27 protein-coding genes are annotated in these 25,093 nt (G+C 70.8%); 15 read left to right on the plus strand and 12 right to left on the minus strand.

Going from position 1 to position 25,093, the window contains the following annotated elements; translation table 11 throughout:
- Positions 1 to 6 precede the first annotated feature (6 nt).
- Positions 7 to 552, plus strand: coding sequence for an MOSC domain-containing protein (locus tag AVW09_RS06420; RefSeq protein ID WP_063257272.1), 546 nt, complete (start codon positions 7 to 9; stop codon positions 550 to 552).
- A gap of 125 nt (positions 553 to 677) precedes the next feature.
- On the opposite strand, the gene fbaA is transcribed toward AVW09_RS06420, so the two are convergent.
- The gene (fbaA, locus tag AVW09_RS06425) at positions 678 to 1,706 is read right to left on the minus strand and encodes a class II fructose-bisphosphate aldolase (protein WP_022879579.1); all 1,029 of its coding nucleotides are present in this window, start codon (positions 1,704 to 1,706) and stop codon (positions 678 to 680) included.
- A 179-nt stretch (positions 1,707 to 1,885) separates the two neighbouring features.
- Here fbaA and glpX point away from each other — a divergent pair, with 179 nt between their 5' ends.
- Together glpX and AVW09_RS06435 are read left to right on the plus strand one after the other, a co-directional pair.
- Positions 1,886 to 2,875 carry a class II fructose-bisphosphatase gene (glpX, locus tag AVW09_RS06430; RefSeq protein WP_063257273.1) on the plus strand — a complete coding sequence of 330 codons (990 nt, stop codon included), beginning with the start codon at positions 1,886 to 1,888 and terminating at the stop codon, positions 2,873 to 2,875.
- 182 nt (positions 2,876 to 3,057) lie between these two features.
- Positions 3,058 to 3,267 (plus strand): UDP-N-acetylmuramyl pentapeptide phosphotransferase, encoded by a 210-nt coding sequence (locus tag AVW09_RS06435; protein ID WP_082822883.1) that lies wholly within the window; start codon positions 3,058 to 3,060, stop codon positions 3,265 to 3,267.
- A 10-nt stretch (positions 3,268 to 3,277) separates the two neighbouring features.
- On the opposite strand, the gene AVW09_RS06440 is transcribed toward AVW09_RS06435, so the two are convergent.
- Together AVW09_RS06440 and AVW09_RS06445 are read right to left on the minus strand one after the other, a co-directional pair.
- Positions 3,278 to 4,585: a DNA recombination protein RmuC gene (locus AVW09_RS06440; protein WP_063257275.1), complete on the minus strand. Its 1,308-nt coding sequence runs from the start codon at positions 4,583 to 4,585 to the stop codon at positions 3,278 to 3,280.
- Positions 4,586 to 4,682: 97 nt separating this feature from the next.
- The gene (locus AVW09_RS06445) at positions 4,683 to 5,279 is read right to left on the minus strand and encodes a 3'-5' exonuclease (protein ID WP_022879575.1); all 597 of its coding nucleotides are present in this window, start codon (positions 5,277 to 5,279) and stop codon (positions 4,683 to 4,685) included.
- 175 nt (positions 5,280 to 5,454) lie between these two features.
- Between AVW09_RS06445 and AVW09_RS06450 the strand changes: the two genes are divergently transcribed.
- The 7 genes from AVW09_RS06450 to AVW09_RS06475 all read left to right on the plus strand — a co-directional run bounded on the left by AVW09_RS06450 (position 5,455) and on the right by AVW09_RS06475 (position 10,222).
- On the plus strand, positions 5,455 to 6,204 hold the full coding sequence (locus AVW09_RS06450) for a class I SAM-dependent methyltransferase (RefSeq protein WP_063257276.1): 750 nt from the start codon (positions 5,455 to 5,457) through the stop codon (positions 6,202 to 6,204).
- 39 nt (positions 6,205 to 6,243) lie between these two features.
- Complete coding sequence (gene ychF, locus AVW09_RS06455; protein ID WP_063257277.1) at positions 6,244 to 7,317, plus strand: redox-regulated ATPase YchF; 1,074 nt, start codon at positions 6,244 to 6,246, stop codon at positions 7,315 to 7,317.
- Positions 7,318 to 7,540: 223 nt separating this feature from the next.
- The gene (locus AVW09_RS06460; RefSeq protein WP_063257278.1) at positions 7,541 to 7,822 is read left to right on the plus strand and encodes a type II toxin-antitoxin system RelE/ParE family toxin; all 282 of its coding nucleotides are present in this window, start codon (positions 7,541 to 7,543) and stop codon (positions 7,820 to 7,822) included.
- Complete coding sequence (locus AVW09_RS06465; RefSeq protein ID WP_063257279.1) at positions 7,809 to 8,111, plus strand: HigA family addiction module antitoxin; 303 nt, start codon at positions 7,809 to 7,811, stop codon at positions 8,109 to 8,111. Before AVW09_RS06460 ends, AVW09_RS06465 begins: the two co-directional genes overlap by 14 nt.
- 93 nt (positions 8,112 to 8,204) lie before the next feature.
- Positions 8,205 to 8,561: a GNAT family N-acetyltransferase gene (locus tag AVW09_RS18435; protein WP_082822853.1), complete on the plus strand. Its 357-nt coding sequence runs from the start codon at positions 8,205 to 8,207 to the stop codon at positions 8,559 to 8,561.
- Complete coding sequence (locus tag AVW09_RS06470; protein ID WP_063257280.1) at positions 8,558 to 8,839, plus strand: hypothetical protein; 282 nt, start codon at positions 8,558 to 8,560, stop codon at positions 8,837 to 8,839. The genes AVW09_RS18435 and AVW09_RS06470 overlap by 4 nt, the downstream gene beginning before the upstream one ends.
- 63 nt (positions 8,840 to 8,902) lie before the next feature.
- A complete protein-coding gene (locus tag AVW09_RS06475; RefSeq protein WP_063257281.1) occupies positions 8,903 to 10,222 on the plus strand; it encodes an MFS transporter in 1,320 nt (439 codons plus the stop codon).
- Between the two features lie 47 nt (positions 10,223 to 10,269).
- Here AVW09_RS06475 and AVW09_RS06480 read toward each other — a convergent pair whose 3' ends face one another.
- Positions 10,270 to 11,655 carry a D-alanyl-D-alanine carboxypeptidase family protein gene (locus AVW09_RS06480; RefSeq protein WP_082822854.1) on the minus strand — a complete coding sequence of 462 codons (1,386 nt, stop codon included), beginning with the start codon at positions 11,653 to 11,655 and terminating at the stop codon, positions 10,270 to 10,272.
- Positions 11,656 to 11,799: 144 nt separating this feature from the next.
- Between AVW09_RS06480 and AVW09_RS06485 the strand changes: the two genes are divergently transcribed.
- Both AVW09_RS06485 and AVW09_RS06490 read left to right on the plus strand, forming a co-directional pair.
- Positions 11,800 to 11,970: a CsbD family protein gene (locus AVW09_RS06485; protein WP_063257282.1), complete on the plus strand. Its 171-nt coding sequence runs from the start codon at positions 11,800 to 11,802 to the stop codon at positions 11,968 to 11,970.
- Between the two features lie 89 nt (positions 11,971 to 12,059).
- Positions 12,060 to 13,004 (plus strand): aldose 1-epimerase family protein, encoded by a 945-nt coding sequence (locus tag AVW09_RS06490; protein WP_063257283.1) that lies wholly within the window; start codon positions 12,060 to 12,062, stop codon positions 13,002 to 13,004.
- A gap of 56 nt (positions 13,005 to 13,060) precedes the next feature.
- Here AVW09_RS06490 and AVW09_RS06495 read toward each other — a convergent pair whose 3' ends face one another.
- On the minus strand, positions 13,061 to 13,468 hold the full coding sequence (locus tag AVW09_RS06495; RefSeq protein ID WP_063257284.1) for a hypothetical protein: 408 nt from the start codon (positions 13,466 to 13,468) through the stop codon (positions 13,061 to 13,063).
- Between the two features lie 189 nt (positions 13,469 to 13,657).
- Here AVW09_RS06495 and AVW09_RS06500 point away from each other — a divergent pair, with 189 nt between their 5' ends.
- Positions 13,658 to 14,461 carry a DNA-formamidopyrimidine glycosylase family protein gene (locus AVW09_RS06500; RefSeq protein ID WP_063257285.1) on the plus strand — a complete coding sequence of 268 codons (804 nt, stop codon included), beginning with the start codon at positions 13,658 to 13,660 and terminating at the stop codon, positions 14,459 to 14,461.
- 267 nt (positions 14,462 to 14,728) lie between these two features.
- Here the strand turns inward: AVW09_RS06500 and AVW09_RS06505 are convergent, their stop codons facing one another.
- The gene (locus AVW09_RS06505) at positions 14,729 to 15,277 is read right to left on the minus strand and encodes a type 1 glutamine amidotransferase domain-containing protein (protein ID WP_063257286.1); all 549 of its coding nucleotides are present in this window, start codon (positions 15,275 to 15,277) and stop codon (positions 14,729 to 14,731) included.
- A gap of 150 nt (positions 15,278 to 15,427) precedes the next feature.
- Here AVW09_RS06505 and AVW09_RS18330 point away from each other — a divergent pair, with 150 nt between their 5' ends.
- Complete coding sequence (locus tag AVW09_RS18330) at positions 15,428 to 15,559, plus strand: hypothetical protein (RefSeq protein ID WP_269454552.1); 132 nt, start codon at positions 15,428 to 15,430, stop codon at positions 15,557 to 15,559.
- A 13-nt stretch (positions 15,560 to 15,572) separates the two neighbouring features.
- Here AVW09_RS18330 and AVW09_RS06510 read toward each other — a convergent pair whose 3' ends face one another.
- Positions 15,573 to 17,063 (minus strand): MDR family MFS transporter, encoded by a 1,491-nt coding sequence (locus AVW09_RS06510; protein WP_063257287.1) that lies wholly within the window; start codon positions 17,061 to 17,063, stop codon positions 15,573 to 15,575.
- A 200-nt stretch (positions 17,064 to 17,263) separates the two neighbouring features.
- Here AVW09_RS06510 and AVW09_RS06515 point away from each other — a divergent pair, with 200 nt between their 5' ends.
- Positions 17,264 to 19,204, plus strand: a complete 1,941-nt coding sequence (locus tag AVW09_RS06515; RefSeq protein WP_063257720.1) for an ABC transporter ATP-binding protein — start codon at positions 17,264 to 17,266, stop codon at positions 19,202 to 19,204.
- Between the two features lie 173 nt (positions 19,205 to 19,377).
- Here AVW09_RS06515 and AVW09_RS06520 read toward each other — a convergent pair whose 3' ends face one another.
- From AVW09_RS06520 to nadA, 5 genes are read right to left on the minus strand one after another with little or no spacing between them, the layout of a single operon-like run.
- Positions 19,378 to 20,274, minus strand: coding sequence for a glycosyltransferase family 2 protein (locus AVW09_RS06520; protein ID WP_063257288.1), 897 nt, complete (start codon positions 20,272 to 20,274; stop codon positions 19,378 to 19,380).
- Positions 20,271 to 21,401 carry a cysteine desulfurase family protein gene (locus tag AVW09_RS06525; RefSeq protein WP_082822855.1) on the minus strand — a complete coding sequence of 377 codons (1,131 nt, stop codon included), beginning with the start codon at positions 21,399 to 21,401 and terminating at the stop codon, positions 20,271 to 20,273. The genes AVW09_RS06520 and AVW09_RS06525 overlap by 4 nt, the downstream gene beginning before the upstream one ends.
- Entirely contained in the window at positions 21,398 to 22,255 is an 858-nt protein-coding gene (gene nadC / locus AVW09_RS06530; RefSeq protein ID WP_063257289.1) for a carboxylating nicotinate-nucleotide diphosphorylase, read from the minus strand. The genes AVW09_RS06525 and nadC overlap by 4 nt, the downstream gene beginning before the upstream one ends.
- Positions 22,249 to 23,757 (minus strand): L-aspartate oxidase, encoded by a 1,509-nt coding sequence (nadB, locus tag AVW09_RS06535; protein WP_063257290.1) that lies wholly within the window; start codon positions 23,755 to 23,757, stop codon positions 22,249 to 22,251. Before nadB ends, nadC begins: the two co-directional genes overlap by 7 nt.
- Positions 23,754 to 25,085 (minus strand): quinolinate synthase NadA, encoded by a 1,332-nt coding sequence (gene nadA, locus AVW09_RS06540; RefSeq protein ID WP_063257291.1) that lies wholly within the window; start codon positions 25,083 to 25,085, stop codon positions 23,754 to 23,756. Before nadA ends, nadB begins: the two co-directional genes overlap by 4 nt.
- Positions 25,086 to 25,093: the final 8 nt, after the last annotated feature.

Genomic DNA, 25,093 nt, shown 5'->3' on the forward strand with positions numbered 1-25,093 from the left:
CGACGGATGCCGAGCCTCCTCGCCGTCTGCGCCGTCCACGCCCTGCGCCCGGACTCCGGATCCGTCGGGGTCACCGCCATCGACAAGCGCGCGCTCGACGGCGCGGTGCGGATCGGTCCGCTGGGCGTGCGGGCGGACGTGCAGGCGAGCCGCAAGCATCACGGCGGCCCCGACAAGGCCGTCTACGCCTACGCGCAGGACGACGCGGATTTCTGGTCGCGCGAACTCGGGCGCGAGCTCGCCCCCGGGTGGTTCGGCGAGAACCTGCGGGTGGACGGCATCGACGTCAATGCCGCGCGGATCGGCGAAGTGTGGCGGATCGGCGAGACCGTCCGGCTCGAGGTGACCATGCCGCGGACCCCCTGCGCGACGTTCGCGCGCTGGGTCGGTGGCGCGGCGTCGCGCGGCTGGGTGAAGCGGTTCTCGGACGAAGGCCGGCTCGGCGCCTACCTGCGGGTGCTCCGCGCCGGCGAGGTGCGCGCCGGGGATTCCGTCGAGGTGGTGTCGTCGCCGCCCGGCGCCCCCACGGTGCTGGAGATGTACCGCAGCTGAGGCCCACGCCGACTTCGGGCGCATGTACGCCAGATCGCGCGGTCGGCGCGCATTTCCCCGAAGTCAGCGACCAGTCCGGAAACGCACGAACGCCCCGGCCGGAGCCGGGGCGTTCGTGGCGGGGATCAGCCCTGCGACTTGCCGAAGGAGCCGAGCTGCTTCGTCGCCTCGACGACGCGGACTGCCATCGCCGACTCGGCGACCTTGCCCCACGCGCGCGGGTCGTACTGCTTCTTGTTGCCGACCTCGCCGTCGACCTTCAGGACGCCGTCGTAGTTGGAGAACATGTAGCCCGCGATCGAACGGGTGAAGGCGTACTGCGTGTCCGTGTCGATGTTCATCTTCACGACGCCGTTCGAGACGGCCAGCGCGATCTCGGCGTCGGTCGAGCCGCTGCCGCCGTGGAAGACGAGGTCGAGCGGCTTGGGGCCGGTGCCGAACTTCGCGGCGATACCCTCCTGGATCTCGCCGAGCAGCTCGGGGCGCAGCTTCACGCCGCCGGGCTTGTACACGCCGTGCACGTTGCCGAAGGTGAGGGCCGAGATGTAGCGGCCGTTCTCGCCGAGGCCGAGACGCTCGACGGCCTTCGTGACGTCGGCGACCGTGGTGTACAGGGCCTCGTTGGAGCCCTCGTGCGCGACGCCGTCCTCTTCGCCGCCGACCACGCCGACCTCGATCTCGAGGATGGCGTTGATGTTCTTGAGGCGGGGGAGAAGCTCCGCGGCGATGTCGATGTTCTCGTCGAGCGGCACGGCGGACCCGTCCCACATGTGCGACTGGAAGATCGGGTTGCGGCCGGCCTTGACCTCTTCCTCGGATGCCTCGAGGAGGGGGAGCACGAACCCGGGGAGCGCGTCCTTCGGGCAGTGGTCGGTGTGGAGCGCGACCGTGATGGGGTAGTTCTTCGCGACCTCGGTCACGTACTTCGCGAACGCGAGCGCGCCGGTCGCGCGGGCCTTGACGGTGTGACCGGCGAAGTAATCGGCGCCACCGGTGGTGACCTGGAGGATGCCGTCCGAGCCGGCCTCGGTCAGGCCCTGGAGCACGGCGTTGATGGTCTGCGAGCTCGAGACGTTGATCGCGGGGTAGGCGAAGCTACCGGCCTTGGCGCGGTCGAGCATGTCGGCGTACTGCTCAGGGGTGGCGACGGGCATGGAGGTGCTCCTTGGTCGTGACTGGGACACCGTCACTCTAGCGAAGGCGCACGATCATCACGGGTCGCCGCCGCAAGGAACGGGGGCGTTCTCTTGTTCCGTTAAGAAATGCGATTCCTTCGATCCAGAGCGCGCCAAATCCCGGGATTGTCGCCGGGTCGCTGATTACAGTGGGCAACATGGTGAGCCTGACGTCCGACATGAGTCCCCTGCATCCCGATCGGAACCTGGCTCTCGAGCTGGTGAGGGCGACCGAAGCCGCCGCGATCCGCGCCGTTCCGTTCATCGGTCGTGGCGCCAAGGAAGCCGCCGACGGTGCCGCCGTCGACGCGATGCGCGCCTTCTTCAGCACCGTCAACTTCGACGGCACGATCGTGATCGGCGAGGGCGAGAAGGACAACGCCCCGATGCTCTACAACGGCGAGCGGGTCGGCAACGGCAAGGGCCCTCAGTGCGACGTGGCGGTCGACCCCATCGACGGCACCTCGCTGACGGCGGCCGGGCGGCAGAACGCGCTCTCGGTCATCGCGGTCTCCGACCACGGATCGATGTTGGATGCCTCGAGCGTGTTCTACATGGACAAGCTCGTCACCGGTCCGGCCGGTGTCGGCGTCGTCGACATCCGCCTCCCCATCGGCGAGAACATCCGCCTGCTGGCCAAGGCGCTCGGCAAGCCCGTGGACGAGATCGTGGTGTCGGTGCTGAACCGGCCCCGTCACGAGCAGCTCATCGCCGACATCCGCGAGGCCGGTGCCGGCACGCGTCTCATGAGCGACGGCGACGTCGCCGGTGGAATCAACGCCGCCCGCCACAACGCCCGCACCGACATGTGCGTCGGGATCGGCGGCAGCCCCGAGGGAATCGTCACCGCGTGCGCCATCAAGGCGCTGGGCGGCCACATCCAGGGTGTGCTCGCGCCGCGCGACGACGCGGAGAAGGAGAAGGGCCGCGACGCCGGCCTGAAGGTCGACGGCGAGGTCTACGAAGCGGACGACCTCGTGAAGGGCAAGAACACGATCTTCGTCGCCACCGGCGTGACGGACGGTCAGCTCGTGCAGGGCGTCCGCCGCGACGGCGACTTCATCTACACCGAGAGCGTCGTACTGCGCGGAGCGTCCGGAACGCTCCGACGCATCTCGTCGGAGCATCTGACGTCGAAGTGGCTCTGACGCGCTGACTCGAGGGGCACCGCGCGCCCGTGCGCGACGCGCCGCGTGTCACCGTACTCGCAGATACAGCCGGGCGTGTCGTTGCGCAAGCGTGACTCCCGCTTCAGGCCGCCTCTGGCAGAATCATCTGCAGTGTCAACGGCGACGCTATGTTCTTCCGAGACCCGAAGGGGGATCGTTTCATGGCAGCTCCGACGAACTCCACCGCACCTCAGACGGGTGCCCAGGCGGTGATCGCCAGCGCAGTCGACCCCGCGCGGCGTCCCGACGTCCTGCTCCGCAAGCGCCTCGACGAGGGCCACGAGATCAGCGCGTGGTGGATGATCGGTGCCTTCGTGGGTGTCTCCGCCGCCGTGGTGAGCCTGCTCAGCTGGGTTCCCGGCGGTTCTTGAGCGCCACCCCTCACTCGTCCTGAGGCAGACCCGCCCGGGCGCGGATGCCACCCAAATCGGCCTGCGCGATCCCGATCGCGGGTGGATCCTGCGTGCCGGACTCGTCGAGCAGCTCCGGGGCCGTCCATCGTCGGGGCGCCGCTTCGAGCGCGGCCGGGGCGGTCACCGCGTCGAGCTTCGTCTCGTCGACCCCCGGGAACTTTCGCGCCGTGACGAGCACGCGTGACTCGAGCGACCCGGCGAACTTGTTGTAACTGTCGACCGTTCGCTCCAGCGCGCGCCGCAGGTCGCCCGCGTGCCCGGCGAGCACCCCGATGCGGTCGTACAGTTCGGTTCCGAGCGCGAACAGCGTGCGGGCTTCGTCGGACACATCCTGCTGCGTCCACGTGAACGCCACGGTCTTCAGGACGGCCCAGAGGTTCACCGGAGAGGCGAGCGCCACTCGTCGGGTGAAGGCGTACTCGAGGAGCGTCGGGTCGTCGTCGAGGGCCGCCGACAGGAGTGACTCGCTCGGGAGGAAGCAGATCACGAACTCGGGGCTGCTCGTCAGGCCCGCCCAGTACGTCTTGCGCGCGAGCGCGTCGACGTGGGCGCGGACGGCCTTCGTGTGCTTGGTCATCAGGGCGGAGCGGCGGGCGCCCTCCTCGCCCGCGGCGGTCACCGGGATCGCGCTGGCCTGGAGGTACGCGTCGAGGGGGACCTTGGCATCCACCGCCAAAGCCTTCCCGCCGGGCAGCCGCACGACCATGTCGGGTCGACCCGCGCCAGCGTCGGAGGTGATCGAGGATTGCAGGTCGAAGTCGACGTACCGCGTGAGTCCCGCGGCCTCCACCACACGGCGCAACTGTGTCTCGCCCCATACACCCCGGGTGCTGCCCGAACGCATCGCGGAGGCCAGGGCCTCGGTCGTCGCACGGAGCGCCTCGTCGGCCTCGCGCGAGAGCCGCAACTGCTCGCCGAGCGCGGAGTACTGCTCGACGCGCTCGCGCTCCAGGCCGTCGACCTTGCGCTGCATCGCGTCGAGGGTCTCGCGCACGGGGTCGAGGGCTCGGAGCACCGTCTGCTCCCGGCGCTCACGTTCTTCGCGCGCGGCCTGATCCGCGCGGGTCTGCCCCACGAGGTCGCGATACAGGGCGCTCTGATGCTCGAGCTGTGCCTGCACTCCGGCACGCGCGGCATCGGCGGCGGCGACCCGCGCGGCCAGGTCGACGCGCTCGGCGGCTGCCCGCGAGGTCGCTCGGGCGGTGCCGAGGAACCAGCCGGCGGCGGCCCCCACGGCGAGGGCGAGGATCGCGAGGATCAGGGCGATGGCATCCATGTGCTCAGTGTGCCGGAGGGTTCCGACATCGCCCGGAAGCGCGGCGGGAGCAACGCCCCGACGCGTGGCGGGAGCAACGCCCGGATGCGTGGCGGGATCAGGCGACGGCGCGCTCGATCCGGGGTGCGGCGGCGATCTGCGACACGCGGACGCCGAGGTGCGCCGCGAGCGCGTGGACGTCATCGGCGCCGGCGCGGCGGGCGCAGTCGATCGTGATCTCGGCGCACGCCACGGCGTCGGCGAGCGCGTCGTGGTGCGCGAAGGGCGAGCAGCCGGCCTCGGCCGCCACGAGCGGGAGACGATAGGAGTCGAGCGTGTACGTCTTGCGCGACATCTGCACGCTGCAGAGATAGCGGTACGGCGGGCACTCGTCGCCCGTCACGGCGCACGCGCGCCGCAGCACCGACATGTCGAACCCGGCGTTGTGCGCGACGAGGACGTCGGCTCCGGCGAACGCGGTCAGGCGGGCGAGCTGCGTACTCCAGTCCGGCGCGTTCCGGACGTCGATCGGGCGGATGCCATGGATACCGACGTTGATCGGGGCGAAGGTGTCGTGGCCCGCCGGCGGCTTGATGAGCCACGCGGCGGTCGCGACCACCCGCCCGTCGCGCACCCGGGCGAGACCCACCGCGCACGCGGACGCACCGCTGGAATTCGCCGTTTCGAAGTCGATCGCGGTGAAATCCAGAGCCACGCCTCCACCCTGCGTCGCGACCGCCGCGCGGCAGGGGAGGCGCGCCGCGTTTCGCCGCGGGCCGTCCGGCGGACGTCGTCCGTGCCAGGCCGTGTCGTGGCATCCGGAGTCGGCGTGGCGAGCACGCACATCGCGCGACGGTCGGGCCAGGGACGCCCCGGCATAGGCTCGGAGCATGACGGAACGAGAGAAGTCGACGTCGTTCGGACAGGCGGCCGCGGCCTACGAGTCGGGGCGGCCCGGGTACCCCACCGAGGCGGTCGCCTGGCTGCTCGCGCCGGTCCGCGAGCCGGGCCGCGCTCTCCGCGTCGCCGATGTGGGCGCGGGGACGGGCAAGCTGACGCGCGCCGTCGTCGAGCTCGGCGCCGACGTCGTGGCGATCGACCCGGATGCCGCGATGCTGGCGTCGCTGCGCGAGAACGTTCGCGGCGTCCCGACGTTCGCCGGTACCGCGGAGGACCTTCCGCTCCCGGACTCGGCTCTCGACGCGGTGGTCATGGGGCAGGCGTGGCACTGGGTCGACCCGGACACGGGTTCCCGCGAGATCGGGCGGGTGCTGCGCAGCGGGGGAGTGCTCGGCCTGATCTGGAACATCCGCGACGACCGCGTCGAGTGGGTGCGGCGGTTGACCGCGGCGATGGGCGGATCGAACGCCGAAGTGCTGCTGGCCACCACCGGTCCCCGTGTCGCGGACCCGCTCGGCGACCTCGAACATCGCTCCTGGACGTGGAGCCGCTCCATCACGCTCCCGCAGTTGCGCGACCTCGTGTTCTCGCGGAGCGACGTCATCACGGCGAGCCCCGAGGACCGCGCCCGCATCGATGCCGCCGTCGACGGGGTCGTGGCATCCATTGCCGAACTCGCCGACGGGGGAGCGGTCGACCTGCCGTACGTCACCCACGCGTTCCGCGCGCGGCGTCCCTGACGCCGTGGGGGCGGCGCGGGCCGGGTAACCTGGACTCCCGTGGCTCTTACCATCGGAATCGTCGGCCTTCCCAACGTCGGAAAGTCGACCCTCTTCAACGCCCTGACCAAGAACGACGTGCTCGCGGCGAACTACCCGTTCGCGACGATCGAGCCGAACGTCGGGGTCGTGAACCTTCCCGATGCGCGCCTCCAGCAGCTCGCCGACGTCTTCGGCAGCGAGCGGCTCGTCCCCGCGGTCGTGTCGTTCGTCGACATCGCCGGCATCGTTCGCGGTGCGAGCGAAGGCGAGGGCCTCGGCAACCAGTTCCTTGCGAACATCCGGGAAGCGGATGCCATCGCCCAGGTCGTGCGCGGCTTCGCCGACGACGACGTGGTCCACGTCGATGGGCAGGTCAACCCCGCGAGCGACATGGAGACGATCAACGCGGAGCTGCAGCTCGCCGACCTCCAGACGCTCGAGAAGGCGATCCCGCGCTACGAAAAGGAGATCAAGGGCAAGAAGCTCGACCCCTCGGTGCTCGAAGCCGCCAAGGCCGCGCAGGATGCGCTCCAGCGCGGGCAGCTGCTCTCGGCATCCGGTCTCGACCTCTCCCCGATCCGCGAGCTGGGACTCCTCACCGCGAAGCCGTTCATCTTCGTCTTCAACGTCGACGAGTCCGTCCTCACCGACCAGGCCCGCAAGGACGAGCTCGCCGCGCTCGTCGCGCCCGCGAAGGCCGTCTTCCTGGATGCCAAGATCGAGTCCGAGCTGATCGACCTCGACCCGGAGGATGCCGCCGAGCTGCTGGCATCCACGGGTCAGGACGAGTCGGGACTCGACCAGCTCGCCCGCGTCGGCTTCGACACCCTCGGGCTGCAGACCTACCTCACGGCGGGCCCGAAGGAGGCGCGCGCGTGGACGATCCCGAAGGGCGCCAAGGCGCCGCAGGCGGCCGGCGTCATCCACACCGACTTCGAGAAGGGCTTCATCAAGGCCGAGGTCATCTCGTTCGCCGACCTCGTCGAGCTCGGCTCGGTCGCAGAGGCCCGCGCGAAAGGCAAGGCGCGGCTCGAGGGCAAGGACTACGTCATGCAGGACGGCGACGTGGTGGAGTTCCGCTTCAACAACTGACATCCCGATGGCCGAGCCATATGTGGCGGCGCGGCTCCCCGCTGTTGATACCTGGGACCCTGTTCATTTCTGCCTACCTCGGCGGGCTGGGCTCGGTCGCCGAGGCGTGCGCGAAGGGCAAGGCGCGTCTCGAGGGCAAGGGCCGCTCGTTCAAGAGGGCTACTCGGTGAAGTTCCGGCTTGACGAGTAGCGTTAATAACGGATGCCGTTATATCCTGGCTCCGTGATCAGGTCGTTCGGCAGCAGGGACACCGAACGATTGTGGCGTCGTGAGCGCGTGCCGGCGATCGATCCGAGGATCCATCGAGTCGCACTTCGCAAGCTCCGCCAGGTGGGCTCGGCGGAGGCCCTCGAGGATCTTCGCGTTCCGCCCGGCAACCGGCTTGAAGCACTGAAGGGTGACCGCGCCGGTCAGTACAGCATCAGAATCAACGACCAGTGGCGGATCTGCTTCGTGTGGACCGACGCTGGACCAGAGGAGGTGGAGATCGTTGACTATCACTGACAAGATCGAGCCAATTCACCCGGGCGAGGTCCTCATGGAGGACTTCATCGAGGGATTCGGCATCACTCAGAACAGGCTCGCCGTGTCCATCGGCGTCCCGCCGCGGCGGATCAACGAGATCGTCCACGGCAAGCGGGGGATCACCGCGGACACCGCGCTGCGGCTGGCGAAGTACTTCGGCACGTCAGCCGAGTTTTGGATCAACCTGCAGAGCCACTACGAGCTCGACCGTGCGGAAGACGCCGCAGGAGAACAGATCGCAGCGATCACCCCCTTGCAGGCGGCTTAGCACGTGCCGGACATTGCGATCAATATCGTCGCGCATGATGAGTTGACCGCCCATGACTTCTCGGGGTTGCGCCAGCTCTTCGATACCGAGTAACTGAGGGACTTCGGCGAGTGGGACCCCGACACGCCGCATGGATATGCCCGGCATGCTGTTCGTGTCATCGCTCAGAGAAGCGGTGAGACAGTCGGTCATGTTGGCTGGTCGAGACGAACGATAGACGTCGGCGGCGACGAGGTAGGCATCGCTGGTGTCGGGGGTGTACTAGTCGCGGATGCTGTGAGGGATAAGCGCGTCGGAAGCCTCCTCATGGCAAGCGCTGCGGAGGCAATGCGGACGGCCGGTGGCCTTGACTTCGGGTGTCCTCGTCCCTCCGGTGCTCGAGGCGTACCACCGCGCCCGGCGATGGGCCTCTGGCGCCGAGCACTCTGTCGGTGCCACCATCGGGCATGACTTACGCCGTCGTCTCCGTGCACTACCCGAAGCCCGAGCACCGGGCGGCTGTGATCGACTCCATGCAGCGCTACAGCCGGGTCGCCCGCGAACAGGCCAGCCTCGAATGGACGGGTGTCGTCGACGACGGCAGCGGTCGCCTGGTCGGGATCGCCCTGTGGACGTCGGAGGAGGCCGCGGCGGCCGCGCGGCCGGCGCTGATGGCGGAGGTCGGCGACGACCCGTTCGAGACGTGGGACGAGCGTCCGATTGACGGGCTTCGCGGCGACGTCGTCTGACGGATGCCGTCGGCTCGACGCCCTGCGGGAGGACATGAGGCACCGCTTCGCTAAAGTCAGCGCGTGCCCTCCACGCCCGCGGTCGCACCCGACCCGCATCCTGCCCGGCGCGGTCGCGCCCGGGCCATCCTGGCCGGATCGGTGCCGAACCTCGTCCAATGGTTCAACCTGTACGTCTACGCGATCTTCGCGCCGTACTTCCGTACCGAGTTCTTCGACGCCGAGTCGCGCGACTCCCTCATCTACGTCTACGCGCTGTTCGCGGTGACGTTCGTCGTGAGGCCGGTGGGCTCGTGGCTGTTCGGCAGATTCGCCGACACGCGAGGCCGGATGGCAGCCCTCGTCGCGGCGGTCGCCCTCATGTCGGCTGGATCGCTCGCCCTCGCAATCGCGCCGACCGAGCGGGTCGTCGGGGCCTGGGCGGCTGTGATCCTCGTCGTCGTGAGCATCGTGCAGGGGATCGCCGCCGGGGGAGAGTACGCGGCCGCCACCGTGCTGCTGTCGGAGTCCGGCACCCGCGGCCACCGCGGATTCTTCGCATCCTTCCAAGGGGCGACCATCGTCGGGGGACTGGTGCTCGCGCAGGGCTCGCTCTTGGTGCTCCTGCTCGTCGGTGATCGCGCCTCCGTGTCGGAATGGGGCTGGCGGGTCGCCTTCGCGGTCGGCGGCGCCGCGGGCTTGGCATCCCTGTGGGGGGCACGCGGACTTCGGCACACGGGATCCACCGCGCGCGGGGCGGACTCGCCCGCGCCCTCGACCATGTCGGAGCTGTTCCGCTCGCACTGGCGCCCGCTCGTGTGGGTGATGCTCCTCACGGCCGGAGGGAGCGCGGCGTTCTACACCGCGACGGTGACGGTTCCCTCGCTCTTCCGTGAGACCGCTTTCGGCGCGGGCAGCGCGCCGGCGGAACTCGCGGTTACGGGAGTGGTCTTCGCGGCTTTCGTCGTGCTCATGCTCCTGCAGCCGCTCGGCGGAGCGCTGAGCGACCGGATCGGGCGGAAGCCGCTCCTGGTGGCCTTCGGAATCGTGGGGGTGCTGGGGACGGGTCTGCTGGTGACCGCGGCCGCTCGAGTGGCCTCGCCCCTGGCGGTTCTCGGCATCCTGGTTCTCGCCTTCGCGGTTCTCACCTGCTACCTGTCGGTGAACGGCATCGCCAAGGCGGAGGTGTTCCCCGCCCACATTCGCGCGCTCGGGGTCGGTTTCGGGTACGCGGTGGCCAACTCGCTCTTCGGGGGTACCGCTCCGCTGATCTATCACGCCACGGCGGGCGAGGGCGGCGTCGGCTTCGTCGTGTACCTGACGGTGCTGCTCGGGGTGACGCTGGTCGCCGCTCTCGCGATGCGCGGAGGGGCCGCGACCGCCCTGGATGCGCCGCGGGGGTAGCGATCGTGAGCCCCCGGTCGCGTGACCGGGGGCTCGAGTGCCCGGCGTCAGCCGCCGATCGGCGTCGGGTTCGAGGGGTCGGGCGGGACCGACGAGGAGAACGGTGCACCCAGCTGTCCCGGGTGCGTCAGGCGCCACCAGAGGGTCGGGGGTTCGAGCGTGCCGACGATCTGGACGTCGGAGGACGCGGTGTTCGGGCCCGCGCTCCAGGTGACGGTGCCGACGGTTTCGCCGTTGGTCCACGTCTGCGGCGTCGCGATGTTCGCCGCCGTCGCGACCGGGGTGTCCGACCACGTTCGCAGCGTGGCCGTGCGGCCGAGGACGACCTCCGCCTCGGCGCCCCACGCGGTCCGGACGTGCCCGATCCGGTCGCCGGCGTTCCCGACCGTGACGTCGTGGAAACCGGCGCTGATGCTCTCCAGAAGCGCCGCGACGTCCTGGTCCGTGCTGTCGTGCGTCTCGCCGCCGAGGCGGACACCGGTGATCTGCAGGGGCGGGCCGATGCCGACGTCGAGGAGCGAGCTGAAGAGGAGATTGAACGTCCCCTCGCCGAGGTTGCCGGTCTTGAGCCCGCGAACGCCGTCCCTGCCCAGCAGGTCGTTCGTGTTCGTCACCGTACCGGGACCGTTCGGCAGCGAGATCGAGGTCATCCCCACGATTCCCGCGAGGGCGGGATTGGCTTCGGCGATCTTCCCGATGGCGACGAGGTCGCGCGGCGTGGAGGTGTTGCGTTCGTCGAGGCCGGTGGCATCCACGATCCGCGTCGAGGTGAGGCCGTTCGCGGCGAGCCACGCGTTGGCGGCATCGACGTAGGCGCCCTCGGAACCGTATCCCCAACGGGCGAGGGCGACGGCGTAGTTGCTCGCGGACGGGAGGAGCATGGTCGCGAGCGCGTCGTGCAACGACAGCGAAGAGCCGTCGGGCATCTTCGCGATCGTCGCGCCGCGGACGTAGAACTGGTCGTAGAGGTCGGTGTCGGCCTCCGTGAACGACACCGTCGGGCCGGGATCGTTCGGTCCGTCGAGGGGATGCCGGTCCAGGACGACGAGGGCGGTGATGAGCTTCGCGATGCTCGCGGTCGGCCGCGGATCGTCACCGCCGGACGCAGCCCACGCGCCGTCCGTGTCCGAACCCATGTATTGCTCGCCGCCCGTGATGCTCACACGCATCGACCCCGACGATGGGAGGTCGATGTGGGCCGCATCGCCCGGTGCGACGGCCGGCGGCTTCGTCGTCAGCGTGGGGGCAGGCAGGGGAGCGGTCGACGCCCACCAGACGTATCCACCCGCGCCGGCGAGTGCCACGAGGACCGTGACCAGGAACACGACCAGCGCGATGCGACCGGCGCGACCGGACCCGGATGCCGCGGGCGCCTCCTCCAGGAGATCGGCGAACATCGTCAGCTCGTCGGTCTTGCTCGGTGTTTCCCCCATGGCATCCCCCCGCCTCGAACCTAACCCGTCCGGCCCGCTTCCTCACCCTCGCGCGATTTTCAAGCCCCCCGAGAATCCGAGCGAGCGCGCCTAGCGTGGCGGCATTCCGGAATCATCCGGGCCACCAAGCGGAAGGAGTCGGCCATGGGTCTCGACGACAAGATCAAGAACACCGCAGAGGACGTCGCCGGTAAGGCGAAGGAGGGCTGGGGCAAGGCCACGGGCAACGAGCGTCTCGAAGCCGAAGGCCAGGCCGACCAGACCAAGGCCGACCTCAAGCAGGCCGGAGAGAACGTCAAGGACGCCTTCAAGTAAGTCGCCCCCGGAACGCCCCGACCCGCGGACACCTCCGCCGGTCGGGGCGTCCGTCGTTTTCGGGCACCGGAGATCGAGATAATGGCCGAATGACCACCGCCGTCTCCGGAACCCCCGTCGTCCTCCGCGCCCACGGCTATGAAGCCGCGATCGCGAGCGTGGGCGCCTCCCTCCGATCCTTGACCCACGAGGGGCGCGACCTCGTCGTCCCCTTCGCCGCCGACGAGGTGCGCCCGTACTTCCGCGGTGCGACCCTCGCGCCGTGGCCGAATCGCGTCGTGGACGGTGCGTACGTCTTCGGCGGTGAGGAGTACCAGCTCGCGCTCACGGAACCGAACCGCGGCCACGCACTGCACGGGCTGCTGGGCTGGGCGGACTGGTCGGTCGTCGACGGCGATGAGGAGTCGGTGACGCTCACGGCCGTCGTGCCCGCGCAGGCCGGCTACCCGTGGTGGGTCGAGGTCACCACGACCTACCGACTCGGCCCCGACGGGCTCGCGCAGACCGTCCGCGCCACCAACCGTTCGGAGGACCCCGCGCCGTGGGGCACCGGGCCGCACCCGTATCTCGTTGCCGGCCCGGGCGCGCTCGACACGTGGACGTTCGAGTTGCCGGCCGACACCGTGCTCGAGGTCACGCCGGACCGGTTGGCGCCGGTGGGCCTGGCATCCGTCGCCGTGGACGCCGAGCGATTCGACTTCCGGGCTCCGCGCGTGATCGGCGCCGTCGAGATCGACCACGCGTACACCGATCTGATCCGGGATGCCGACGGCCGGGCGACCGTCACCCTCACCGACCCGTCGGGCACCGGTGTGGCGCTGTCGTGGGACGCGGGCTGCGGCTGGGTGCAGATTCACACCGCCGACCGTCCCGAAGGCCCCGACCACCCGGCGAACCGGGCGGGACTCGCGGTCGAGCCCATGACGTGCGCTCCGGATGCCTTCAACGACCAGGCCTACGACTTCGCCACGGGCCTCGTCGTGCTCGCGCCCGGCGAGAGCCACGAGGTCGGCTGGACGATCTCCGTCCGCTGACGCGAAACGACGCCGCCCCGGTCACTGGACCGGGGCGGCGTCGTGCATTCCTGGCGTCAGACGACCTGGGTGCCGCACATCCCGCACATACCGTCGGCCGAGACCTCGACGAAGCACTCGGGGCACATCGCCCGGACGGGACGGTCGGTGACCGGCGTCGGCTTGGGGGAGGCGGTGCGGCGCTCGGCGCGCGGTGCGGACGCGCGCGGCTTCTTGAGCGGAATCGCCGCGGCGGGAGCCGGCGCGGGAGCGGGCTTGTGCGCCTCGCAGTAGAACCGCACGAACCCGCCGTGGTGCTTCGGATGGCGGTGCTTCACCGCCCACAGCTCGGTGCGGTCGAACAGCTCTCCGTCGGGACCGCATCCGACGCAGCGGGTGGGCTCACCGGGGACGACATCGGCGACGACGACGGGCACGTCGAAGGTGATGGCATCCCTCCAGTCCGAGGACGAGACGATCTTCATGGGGGACCCTTCTTCGGCGGTTCGGGCCGCCTCACCCTCAACGGTACGCGCCTCCGCAGCGACGCGGGGACGTCCGATGGGTGCACAAGGGGTGGACTCGGAGGCGGACCCTCCCGATAGGTTGGCAGGAATCGGTCCGGTCAGTCATCGACGGTGGCATCCGGTCTGCGGGACGGAAGGGGAGTCACCATGCCCGAAGCGCCCGAGGTCGTAGCGCTCACCCTGTTCCTGCGCGAGCGGCTCGCCGGTCACGCCGTCGTCGCGGTGGAACTGGCGGAATTCCGCGCCCTCAAGACGCGGGCGCGGCCGCTCGACGCCCTCGTCGGACGCACCGTCACGGAAGTCACGCGGTACGGCAAACACATCGACCTCGACCTCGATGGCATCCACCTCTCCCTCGGATTCGGCCGGGCCGGGTGGGCGACGTGGGACACGGACCCTCCGGACGGTGCGGCCCTGATCGCCACTGTGGCCTTCGACGACGGGGTGCTCGGCATCACCGACGCGGGCGACTGGCTCTCGGTGCAGCTGCCCGTCGTGGACGACCCGCTCGAGGTGCCCGCGGTGGCGAAGCTCGGACCGGATGCCGCGGATCCGGCGTTCTCCCGCGAGGATCTCGCCCGAGCGCTCGGGAAGCGTCGCAAGCAGCTGAAGGCGCTGCTGCAGGAGCAGGAATCGCTCGCCGGGATCGGCAACGCGTATTCGGACGAGATCTTGTACGTCGCTCGGCTGTCGCCGGTGGCGCACGCGGCGTCGCTGACCGACGACGAGGTGACGGGTCTGCACGCGGCGCTGCGTTCCGTTCTCGACGAGGCGGTGGCAGCCCGCCGCGGGGTTCCGATCGCGGAGCAGAAGGCCGCGAAGGTCGCCGCGATGCGCGTGCACGGCCGCACCGGCGAGCGGTGCCCCGACGGCGACGGAACGATCGAGGACATCCCCGGCACGAAGGGCGGCGGCCAGTACTGCCCGTCGTGCCAGCCGCTTTCGGCGTGAGGCCGGGGGCGGTTCGCCCCGCTGCGCGGCGTCGGCGATCGTCGCACTGTCCGTTGCCGCGGGCGGATCGCGGCTGAGGTTGTGCGGATCGCTGAGCGTGTGCCGGGCCACGGGGATGGATGCCACGACCGGTCGGTCAGTGATCTGCGCTGTGTCAGTTCGGTTCGGGGTGTGGCGGCTGAGGTTGTGCGGATCGCGGAGGTTGTGCCGGGACCCGGGAACGCCGCGGGGCCCCGAGCCGCAGCCCGGGGCCCCGCGAAGAGGCCGTCAGGCCGTCTGGCCGGCGTGCGCGCCCTCGGCGAATTCCTCGACGAGCTTCGCGTTGAACGCGGGGAGATCGTCGGGGTTGCGGCTCGACACCAGGCCCTGGTCGACGTGGACCTCCTCGTCGACCCACGTGGCGCCGGCGTTGCGCAGATCCGTCTGCAGCGTCGGGTAGCTGGTGAGCGTGCGGCCCTTCAGGACGTCCGCCTCGGTGAGGATCCAGCCGCCGTGGCAGATCACGCCGACCGGCTTGTGCTGGTCGAAGAAGGCGCGCGCGAAGCGCACGGCATCCTTCACGATCCGGATGTCGTCCGCGTTCTGCACGCCGCCCGGGAGGACGAGGGCGTCGAAGTCGTCGGCCGTGGCCGAGCCGACCGGGAGGTCGACCTTCTGCTCGTGGCCCTTCTCGCCCGTGACGCTGCCGTCGGCGGGCGAGACCAGCACGGCCTCCGCGCCGGCCGCGGTGACCGCGTCCCAGGGGCTCGTGAGCTCGCTGTCTTCGAAGCCGTCGGTGAGCAGGAAGGCGATGCGCTTTCCGGTGAGGTCCGTCATGGGGACTCCTCTCGCAGGGATCGGGGATGCCACAACGCTAGGAACCGCTTCGCTCCGGGGAACGGGGGTTGCGGATGCCGTCGACCCGGGGTACCGCGAGCCTCTCCGACTCATGGTGCCGGGGCATCTGCGCAGGCGTACCATGGAGGGATGTCCGGTGACACCACCCCTGATACCGAGACGCCGTCGAAGCCGCTCCTGACGCTTCTGACCTCACCGGTCGACGACGACGCCCCCGCTCCCGCGTACTGCTGCAGCGGCGGTTCCTGCTCGCTGACCTGAGCGCTCTGCGGGTTCAGTGCCCGACGGGGGCCGCACCCTCGATCTGATCGGCCGGCTTGCGGATGACGAACGAGCCGACGATGAGGGGCAGCGAGACGATCGCCGCGATCATGAACGCCATGCGCGCGCCGGCCGCGTCTCCCTCGGCCCCGCCGCCCGCGCTCGCGGAGACGCCCGCCAGGACGGTGACGAGCAGCGCGATGCCCGCGGCCCCGGCCACCTGCTGCACGGTTCCGACCACGGCCGAGCCGTACGAGTAGAAGCGCGGCTCGAGAGAGCCGAGCGACGCGGTGAACAGGGGCGTGAACGAGAGCGCGAGGCCGATCGACAACACGGTCTGCGCGACGATCAGCAGCAGGAACGACGTGTCGGTGCCGACCGTCGAGTAGAACCAGAGCACGGCGCTCGTGATGATCGCGCCCGGGATGAGCAGGATCTGGGTGCCACGTCGGTCGTAGATGCGGCCGATCAGCGGACCCGCGAGACCCATCGCGAGCGAGCCCGGGAGGACGGCCAGCCCGGTCTCGAGCGCGGTGCGACCGAGGACGTTCTGCAGGTACAGCGGCACGAGCGTGATCGCGCCGAAGAACGCGAGCGACATGACACCGAGCTGCACGACCGAGAGCGTGAAGTTCAGCGAGCGGAAGACGCGCAGATCGAGCAGCGCGGCGTCGGCGCGCTGCAGGCGCACCTGCCGCCAGCCGAACAGCGCGAGCGCGACGACGCCCACGGCGAAGGACGCGACGAGCGTCACCGTCGCGGTCGCGGCGGCGTCCGTGGCATCCGTCGATCCGCCGTGACCGCCGCCGATCTGGCTCAGACCGAACACGATGCCGCCGAATCCGAGCGCCGACAGCACGACGGACACGACGTCGATCGGGGCTTCGCGCGTCTCACCGAGGTTGCGGATCCATCGCGCGCCGACGAAGAGCGAGACGAGCGCGATCGGCAGGACGATCCCGAAGATCCAGTGCCAGCCGAGCGAGTCCAGGACGACGCCCGACATCGTGGGGCCGATCGCGGGAGCGAGTGCCATCACGATGCTGACGCGCCCCATCATGCGGCCACGGTGCTGCGGCGGCACGATCGTCATGAGCGTGGTCATGAGCAGCGGCATCATGATCGCGGTGCCGGAGGCCTGGATGACGCGCGCGGTGACCAGGAGTTCGAAGCCGGGGGAGAGGAACGCCACCAGGGTGCCGAGCGAGAAGAGGCTCATCGCGGTGATGAACACCTGACGCGTGGTGAACCGCTGCAGCAGGAAGCCCGTGACCGGGATGACGACCGCCATCGTGAGCATGAACGCTGTCGTCAGCCACTGCGCCGCGACCGCGGTGATGCTGAGGTCGCGGATGAGGTGCGGGATCGCCACGTTCATCGTGGTCTCGTTCAGGATGGCCACGAACGCGGCCACGAGCAGCAGCCAGATCACCCTGTTCTGCTCGGCGGTGACACCGGTATCGGATGTCGGCGGGGCGGTGGGGGTTCCGGTGGTGGCGGCCATGGCGAGATCCAATCCAGGGGAGGGCGTCGTGGCGTCACGAAAGCGACGAACGTCAGACGGCAACAGCGACGGCGGGATCGCTATTCCCATCGAGGGACGACGGGGGATGCCGTGCGTGGAGGCCGAGTCTATCGGTGGCCCCCGACATCGGCCGGCGCGTCCCGATGTCGTCGGTCGGACGTAGGCTGACCGGCATGAGCATGGGCGGCGGCATGGGCGGAAGCATGTTCCGCGGTGTGTACGCGGAGAGTCAACGGCAGCGGAACGCCGAGGCGCCGCGCGTGCCCGACCTCGGCCGGCGCGTGGCCGCCCTCTTCCGGCCCTACCGCGGACGCATCGCGGTCACGATCGTCCTCGTCGTCCTCGGCGCGGCCCTCGCCGTCATCCCGCCGCTGCTCGTGCAGCGCATCTTCGACGACGCGCTCTTCCCCATCGACGGGTCGCCGGTCGATCTCGCGCTGCTGACCGAGCTCGTCGCCGCGATGATCGTCCTGTTCCTGCTCTCCGGAGGGCTCGGCGTCGCGCAGACGTGGTTCACCGCCACCGTCGGCAACCGTGTCACGGGCGATCTGCGCGTGCGGCTGTTCGACCACCTGCAGGCGATGGAGCTCGGCTTCTTCACGCGCACCAAGACCGGTGTCATCCAATCTCGACTGCAGAACGACGTCGGCGGGGTCTCGGGTGTTCTCACGAACACGGTGACCAGCATCCTCGGCAACTCCGTGACCGTCGTGGCCTCGCTCGTGGCGATGATCCTCATCGACTGGCGGCTCACGCTCATCGCGGTCGTCATCATGCCGATCCTCGTCCTCGTCCAACGGCGCGTCGGGCAGGTGCGCGCTCGCATCGCCGCGCAGACGCAGGAGTCGCTGTCCGAGCTGTCGGCCATCACGCAGGAGACCCTGAGCGTGTCCGGCATCCTGTTGTCCAAGTCCTTCAATCGTCAGCGCACCGAATCGGAGCGCTACGACGCCGAGAACGCCAACCAGGTCCGGCTCCAGGTGCGGCAGGCGATGAGCGGCCAGCGCTTCTTCGCGGTCGTGCAGGTCATCATGGCGAGCGTCCCCGCGATCATCTACCTCGTGGCGGGCAGCCTGCTCGGCAGCGGCGTGGGCACGCTCACGGCAGGCACGATCGTCGCCTTCACCACGGTGCAGGCACGCCTGCTCATGCCACTCATGGGGCTCATGCGCGTGGCGCTCGACGTGCAGACCTCGGCGGCGCTCTTCGCGCGCATCTTCGAGTACCTCGACCTGAAGCCCGCGATCGCCGACGCCCCCGACGCGATCCCGGTGTCGGCGGCGCCCGGACCCGTGGGCCGTATCGAGTTCCGCGACGTCGTGTTCCGGTACCCGGATGCCGCGGAACAGGGGCGTCCCACCCTCGGCGGAGTCTCTTTCGTCGTGGAGCCCGGCGAGCACGTCGCGTTCGTCGGCCCGTCGGGTGCGGGGAAGACGACGATCCTGTACCTGACCCCGCGCATGTACGAAGCGAGCGGTGGGTCCGTGATGTTCTCGGGCGCGGACGTGCGCACCCTCGAACGCGCGTCGATCATCGACAACATCGGCATCGTCTCGCAGGAGACGTACCTCTTCCACGCCACCGTGCGCGAGAACCTGCGGTACGCCAAGCCCGAGGCGACGGATGCCGAGATCGAAGCGGCGTGCCGGGCGGCGAACATCCACCACGTCATCGCCGGGTTCGAGGACGGGTACGACACGATCGTCGGTGAACGCGGGTATCGCCTCTCGGGCGGCGAGAAGCAGCGCATCGCGATCGCGCGCGTGCTGCTCAAGGACCCGCCGGTGCTCCTGCTCGACGAGGCCACGAGCGCGCTGGACACCGTGTCGGAGCGCATCGTGCAGGAGGCGCTCGAGACCGCCGCCCACGGCCGGACGACCCTGTCCATCGCTCATCGTCTGTCGACGGTGATCGGCGCCGACCGTATCCACGTCGTGGACGCGGGCCGCATCGTCGAGTCCGGAACCCACTCGGAACTCCTCGCCGCGGGCGGCCTCTACGCCGGACTCGCCGCCGAGCAGCTCGCGGCCTCGTTCGTGCTCACCGAGGAAGAGCGCGAGCGCGCCGGTCTCGCCCGCCCCGCCCTGGCGTCGCGCCGCGGCGACCAGCCGCCCGCGTAGGGCGTCGCCGCAGTCGCGGCTCACGTCCGGTCGGGCCGGCGTCACCGGCGGGGAGTTGAGTGTCCAAGACACGCGGAGCGTGGGCCGTGGCATCCGCGTGTCTTGGACACCGAAGCGTGGGGCGCGCGGGCGCGCGCTGCCCACTCAAGTGCGGCACGCGAACGTGCCGCACACTAAGCGGGCAGCGTCTCCCGGAACGACTCGAGGGCGATGCGGTACGCGGCGTCGGGGTGGGTCTCGGCGATCCGCAGCAGCGGCGGCAGGTCGAGAGCGCGGATGAGGCGCCCGCGCTCACTCACGGCGGCATGCGCGCCCGCCGCGCGGAGGACCGCGATGCCCTCGCCGAGCGCGTCGAGGTAGTCGCGCAGCACGACGACCTCGTCGAGGCGCTGCGTGATCGATCCGCCGTTGCGGCGCTGGCGCCACTCCACCACGACGTCCGGCACCACGTCGAACGTCGTCGCGAGCGTGTACATACGCTGCGCGACGACCTGGTCCTCGTAGTAGCGCCCCTCGGGGAAGCGCAGCCCGTGCGTGTGCCAGAAATCCGTGCGGCTCAGCTTCGACCACGCGACGATGTTCCCGGATGCCGCGGGGTGCTCCGCCAGCGTCGTCGCGGTCCGGGCCGGGTCGGTGGCGGCCGCCACCCACGGCTGCACGTCGCCGGCGACGTACCCGGGGCCGTCGGCATCGGGCCGGAGCCGCACGTACGCGCCGACCACGAAGTCGCTGCCCGAGGCGTCGAGCGTGTCCCACAGCCGCGCCAGGGCGTCGGGCCGGAGGCGATCGTCGGCGTCGAGGAAGGCCGTATACGGCGTCTCGATCCGGTCGAGGCCGCTGTTCCGGGCGGCTCCCAAGCCCCGCGGCTGTCGGTGCTCCACCAGCGAGAACCGCGGGTCGGCGGCTGCGGCGTCGGCGAACAGGCGGCGGGTGTCGTCGGTGGAGGCGTCGTCGACGAGCACAGCACGCCACCGGTCGAAGGACTGCGCCTGCAGGGAATGCAGGGCTTCACCGGCGAACTCGGCCACGTCGCGGCCGGGGACGATCACGGTGATCGCGGGGGAACTCACCCGCGTGATCCTACGGCGGTCACCGCCTCGGCGACGGCGATTGCCACGGCGTCGAGATTCTGCGTCATGTGGTGCGGAAACGTGAAGCGTACGGCGGTGCGGGCATCGTCCGGATCGAGGCCGAGTGCCAGCAGCACGTGCGACGCTTCGTCGCTGCCCGCGGCGCACGCCGAACCGCTCGACGACACGACCCCCCGGCGTTCGAGTTCGAGCAGCACGGTCTCGCCGTTGACGCCGGGGAAGACGAAGCTCGCGGTCGCGGGCAGGCGGTGCTCGGGGTGCCCGGTGAGCCGCGCGCCGGGGACGGCGGCGAGCACGCCGCGAATGAACGAGTCGCGGAACCGCGTCGCCCGCTCCGCTTCCGCGACCCGCTCGGCCTCGGCCAGCGTCAGCGCCGTCGCGAACGCCACCGCGCCGGCGACGTCCGGCGTGCCGGAGCGTCGGCCGCGTTCCTGCCCGCCGCCGTGCATCAGCGGTTCGAGGGGGAGGCGTCCGCGGACGGCGAGGATGCCGGTGCCCTTGGGCGCGCCGATCTTGTGCCCCGCGACGGTGAGGGCGTCGGCGTCGAGCCCGGCGAGCGGCAGCCACCCCGCGGCCTGGACGGCGTCGAGGTGCAGCGGCACGCCCCGGGCGTGCGCCACGGCCGCGAGGGCCGCGGCATCCTGAACCGTCCCGACCTCGTTGTTGGCGTACCCGACGCTCACGAGCGCCGTGTCGTCGCGCAGCGCGGCGGCCAGGGTGTCGGGCGAGAGCGTCCCGGTGGCGTCGACGGGCGCGTACGTGACGTCGACGCCGTGCAACCGCGCGAGGTAGTCGGCCGACGCGAGCACGGACTCGTGTTCGATCGCGGTGGTGACCAGGTGCTTCTTCCCAGAGCCGAGCACGAGCCCCTTGATCGCGGTGTTGTTCGACTCCGTGCCGCCCGAGGTGAAGACGACGTCGCCCGACCGCATCCCGAGGATCGCGGCCACGCGCGCGCGGGCGTCCTCGAGAGCGGATGCCGCGGCCTCGCCGACCTCGTGATGGCTCGACGGGTTGCCGAACCAGCGCGTCAGGTACGGCGCCATCGCCGCGACGACCTCGGGGCGGACCGGGGTCGTCGCGGCGTTGTCGAGGTAGAGGCTCACGTTGTGCGGATGCGGATGTCGAGGCCGAGGTCGAGGGCCGGCGCGGAGTGGGTGAGCGCACCCACGGAGATGACGTCGACACCGGTCTCGGCGATCGCGCGCACCGTGTCGAGCGTCACGCCTCCGGACGCCTCGACGACGGCGCTCCCCGCGATCTTCTCGACACCCGCGCGCAGGTCGTCGAGCGAGAAGTTGTCGAGCATGATCGTGTCCACCCCGGCCGCGAGCAACGCGTCGATCTGGTCGAGCCGGTCGACTTCGACCTCGACGTGCGTCGTGTGCGGGAGGCGCGCGATCGCGCTCTCCAGGGCCTGCGTGAGCGGCAGACCGGATGCCGCGAGCACGGCGAGGTGGTTGTCCTTCGCCATCACGGCATCCGACAGCGAGAACCGGTGATTGTGGCCGCCGCCGTCGCGGACCGCCTGCCGCTCGATCGCGCGAAGCCCGGGCGTCGTCTTGCGGGTGTCGACGATGCGCGCGCCGGTGTGCGCGACGGCGGCGACATAGCGGCTCGTGAGGGTGGCGATGCCGGACATGCGCTGCACGAAGTTCAGCCCGATCCGCTCCGCGGTGAGCACGGCCCGCGCCGGACCGCTCACCACCGCGAGCACTTCGCCGGGTACGAACTCCGCGCCGTCGGTGACGCGGATCTCCACGTCGATCGTCGGATCGGTCAGCGTGAACGCGGCGCGGAAGACCTCGGCGCCGCTGAACACGCCGATCTCGCGGGCGACGAGCTCGGCGCGCGCGGTCGCGTCGGCGGGGATGAGCGTCTCGCTCGTGAGGTCGCCCCACGGGGCGTCCTCCTCGAGGGCGGCGGTGACGACGCGGTCGATCGCGGCGCGGGTCAGCATGCGAGGGCCTCCTCGGCGGGGAGTGATGCCACCGCGGGAGCCGTCTCATCGGAGCGGAAGTGCGCACCGACCGAGCCGGTGCGGGCGAGAGCGGCGGCGACGACGTGACGGGCCAGCAGGAGCAGCCCGGCGTCCTCCACGGACCGGGGCTGCGCGTCGGCGGCCCACGCCGTGAGGATGCCGGCGGCGCGCCCCAGACCCGCGGCGTCGCGGACGAGTCCCGCGTGCTCCCACATGAGCTGCTGCAGCGCCGCCCGCGAGAAGGCGGGCGCGTCCGTCGCCGGCTCGACGTCGGGGAGCGCGACGGCCGCGGGCACCGCGACCGGGGTCCATGGGCCCCCGATGCCCGCGGCATCTCCGGCGCGCGCGCCGAACACGGCGCCTTCGAGGAGGGAGTTGGATGCCAGTCGGTTCGCGCCGTGCACACCGGTCCGCGCCGTCTCGCCGACCGCGTACAGTCCCGGCACCGTGGTCCGTCCGTCGAGGTCGGTCACGACACCGCCCATGAGGTAGTGCGCCGCGGGGGTGACGGGGATCGGCTCGCGCGACCAGTCCAGTCCGCGCGCGCGGACGGCGGCGTCGATCGTGGGGAAGCGTCGCGCGAGTCGCTCGGGGCCGAGGGCCGTGGCATCCAGGCGGACCGGACGTCCGCCCTGCGCCGCCATCGCCCGCGCGTTCGCCCGGGCGACGACGTCGCGCGGGGCGAGCTCGCCGTCGGGGTGCGCGTCGAACGCGAAGCGGCGTCCCTCGTCGTCGATCAGGGTCGCGCCGTCGCCGCGGACCGCCTCGGAGACGAGGAACGGCTCGCCCGCGGCCAGCGCCGTGGGGTGGAACTGCACGAACTCGAGGTCGGCAACGGCAGCCCCGGCGCGGAGGGCCGCGGCGATGCCGTCGCCGGTGGCCGAGGTCGGGTTGGTGGTGTGGGAGTAGAGCTGCCCCGCGCCGCCGGTGGCGAGGATCACCGCGTCGGCGCGCAGACGCTCGACCGCGCCGTCCGCCTCGACGTCGATTCCGACGACGCGACCGTCCTCGATCACGAGGTCGCGCAGCAGCGTGTGCTCGCGCACCTCGACGCTGCTCGCGCGCACCGCGGCGCCCAGCGCCCCCTGGATCGCCGCGCCCGTGGCATCCCCTCCGGCATGCAGCACACGCGGACGCGCGTGGGCCGCTTCGAGACCCCGGGCGAAGTCGCCGTCGGCCGCGCGGTCGAAGGCGACACCGCGCCGGACGAGTTCGGCGATGCGGTCGGGTCCCTCGGTCACGAGCGTCCGTACGGCGTCGGGGTCGTTCAGGCCCACGCCGGCGGTGAGGGTGTCCGCGATGTGCGAGTCGACGGTGTCGTCGGCGGCGGTGACGGCGGCGACGCCGCCCTGTGCCCACCGCGTGTTGGTGTCGGCGAGAGCGCCCTTGGTGATGACGGTGACGTGGCATCCCTTGTCCGCCGCGTGCAGGGCCGCGGTGAGACCGGCGATGCCGCTGCCGACCACGATCACGTCGGTCATTTCACGGCGCCGTTCGGCTTGGCCGCGAGCATCCGTTCGAGGGCGACGGTGGCGGGTTCGGCGACGTCGGCCGGAACCGTGATGCGGTTGACGACCTCGCCCGCGACGAGCGACTCCAGCACCCACGCGAGGTAGCCGGGGTGGATGCGGTACATCGTCGAGCACGGGCACACGACCGGGTCGAGGCAGAAGATCTCGTGCTGCGGGAACTGTGCGGCGAGACGCTGCACGAGGTTGATCTCGGTGCCGATCGCGAAGGTCGTGGGCTCGTCGGCCGCGGCGATGGCCTTGCGGATGATGTCGGTGGATCCGGCCTCGTCGGCGGCGTCCACGACGTCCATCGGGCACTCGGGGTGCACGATGACCCGAACGCCGGGGTGCTCGGCGCGGGCCTTGTCGATCTGCGCGACGCTGAATCGGCGGTGCACCGAGCAGAAGCCGTGCCACAGGATGACCTGGCTGTCCTCGAGCTGTTCGGCCGTGGAGCCGCCGAGCGGGCGGCGGGGGTTCCACATCGGCATCCGGTCGAGCGGCACGCCCATGGCCTTCGCGGTGTTCCGGCCCAGGTGCTGGTCGGGGAAGAAGAGCACGCGGCGGCCGCGGGCGAACGCCCACTCGAGCACGGTGCGCGCGTTGGATGAGGTGCACACGATCCCGCCGTGACGACCGACGAAGCCCTTGATGGCGGCGCTGGAGTTCATGTACGTGACCGGGATCACGGGCAGGAGACCGTCGGCATCCGGCGTCTCGAGGTCGCCGAGCACGTCGGCGAGCTGCTCCCAGCACTCCTCGACCTGGTCGATGCTGGCCATGTCGGCCATCGAGCATCCGGCGGCGAGGTTGGGGAGGATCACCGACTGCTCGGGGCGCGAGAGCAGGTCGGCGGTCTCGGCCATGAAGTGGACGCCGCAGAAGACGATCGCCTCGGCCTCGGGGTGGGCCTTCGCGGCGTTGGCGAGCTGGAACGAGTCGCCCACGTAGTCGGCGTGCCGCACGACCTCCTCGCGCTGGTAGAAGTGCCCGAGCACGACGACCCGGTCACCGAGCGTCGCCTTGGCTGTGCGGATACGCGCGTCGAGTTCGTCGTCGGACGCCTCGCGGTACTCGCGGGGGAGCTCGCCCTGGCGCGGCGCGCCGGTGGGGATGACGTCGCCCATCGACGAGCCCGGGCCGTACCCCGGACGCGTGTCGAAGTCCCAGGGGCCCACCGCGAGGTCGGTCGTACAGGTCGCGTCTGTCGACGCGCCGGAGACGATCGCCTGGATGACGTGGTCGACCGACGGGTCGATCTCGGGGCGAGGCTGCAGGGTGAGGGTTGTCGTGCTCATGGGCGGTC

Origin of the sequence: Microbacterium sp. T32 (assembly GCF_001619615.1) — a bacterium.
Classification (GTDB): domain Bacteria; phylum Actinomycetota; class Actinomycetes; order Actinomycetales; family Microbacteriaceae; genus Microbacterium.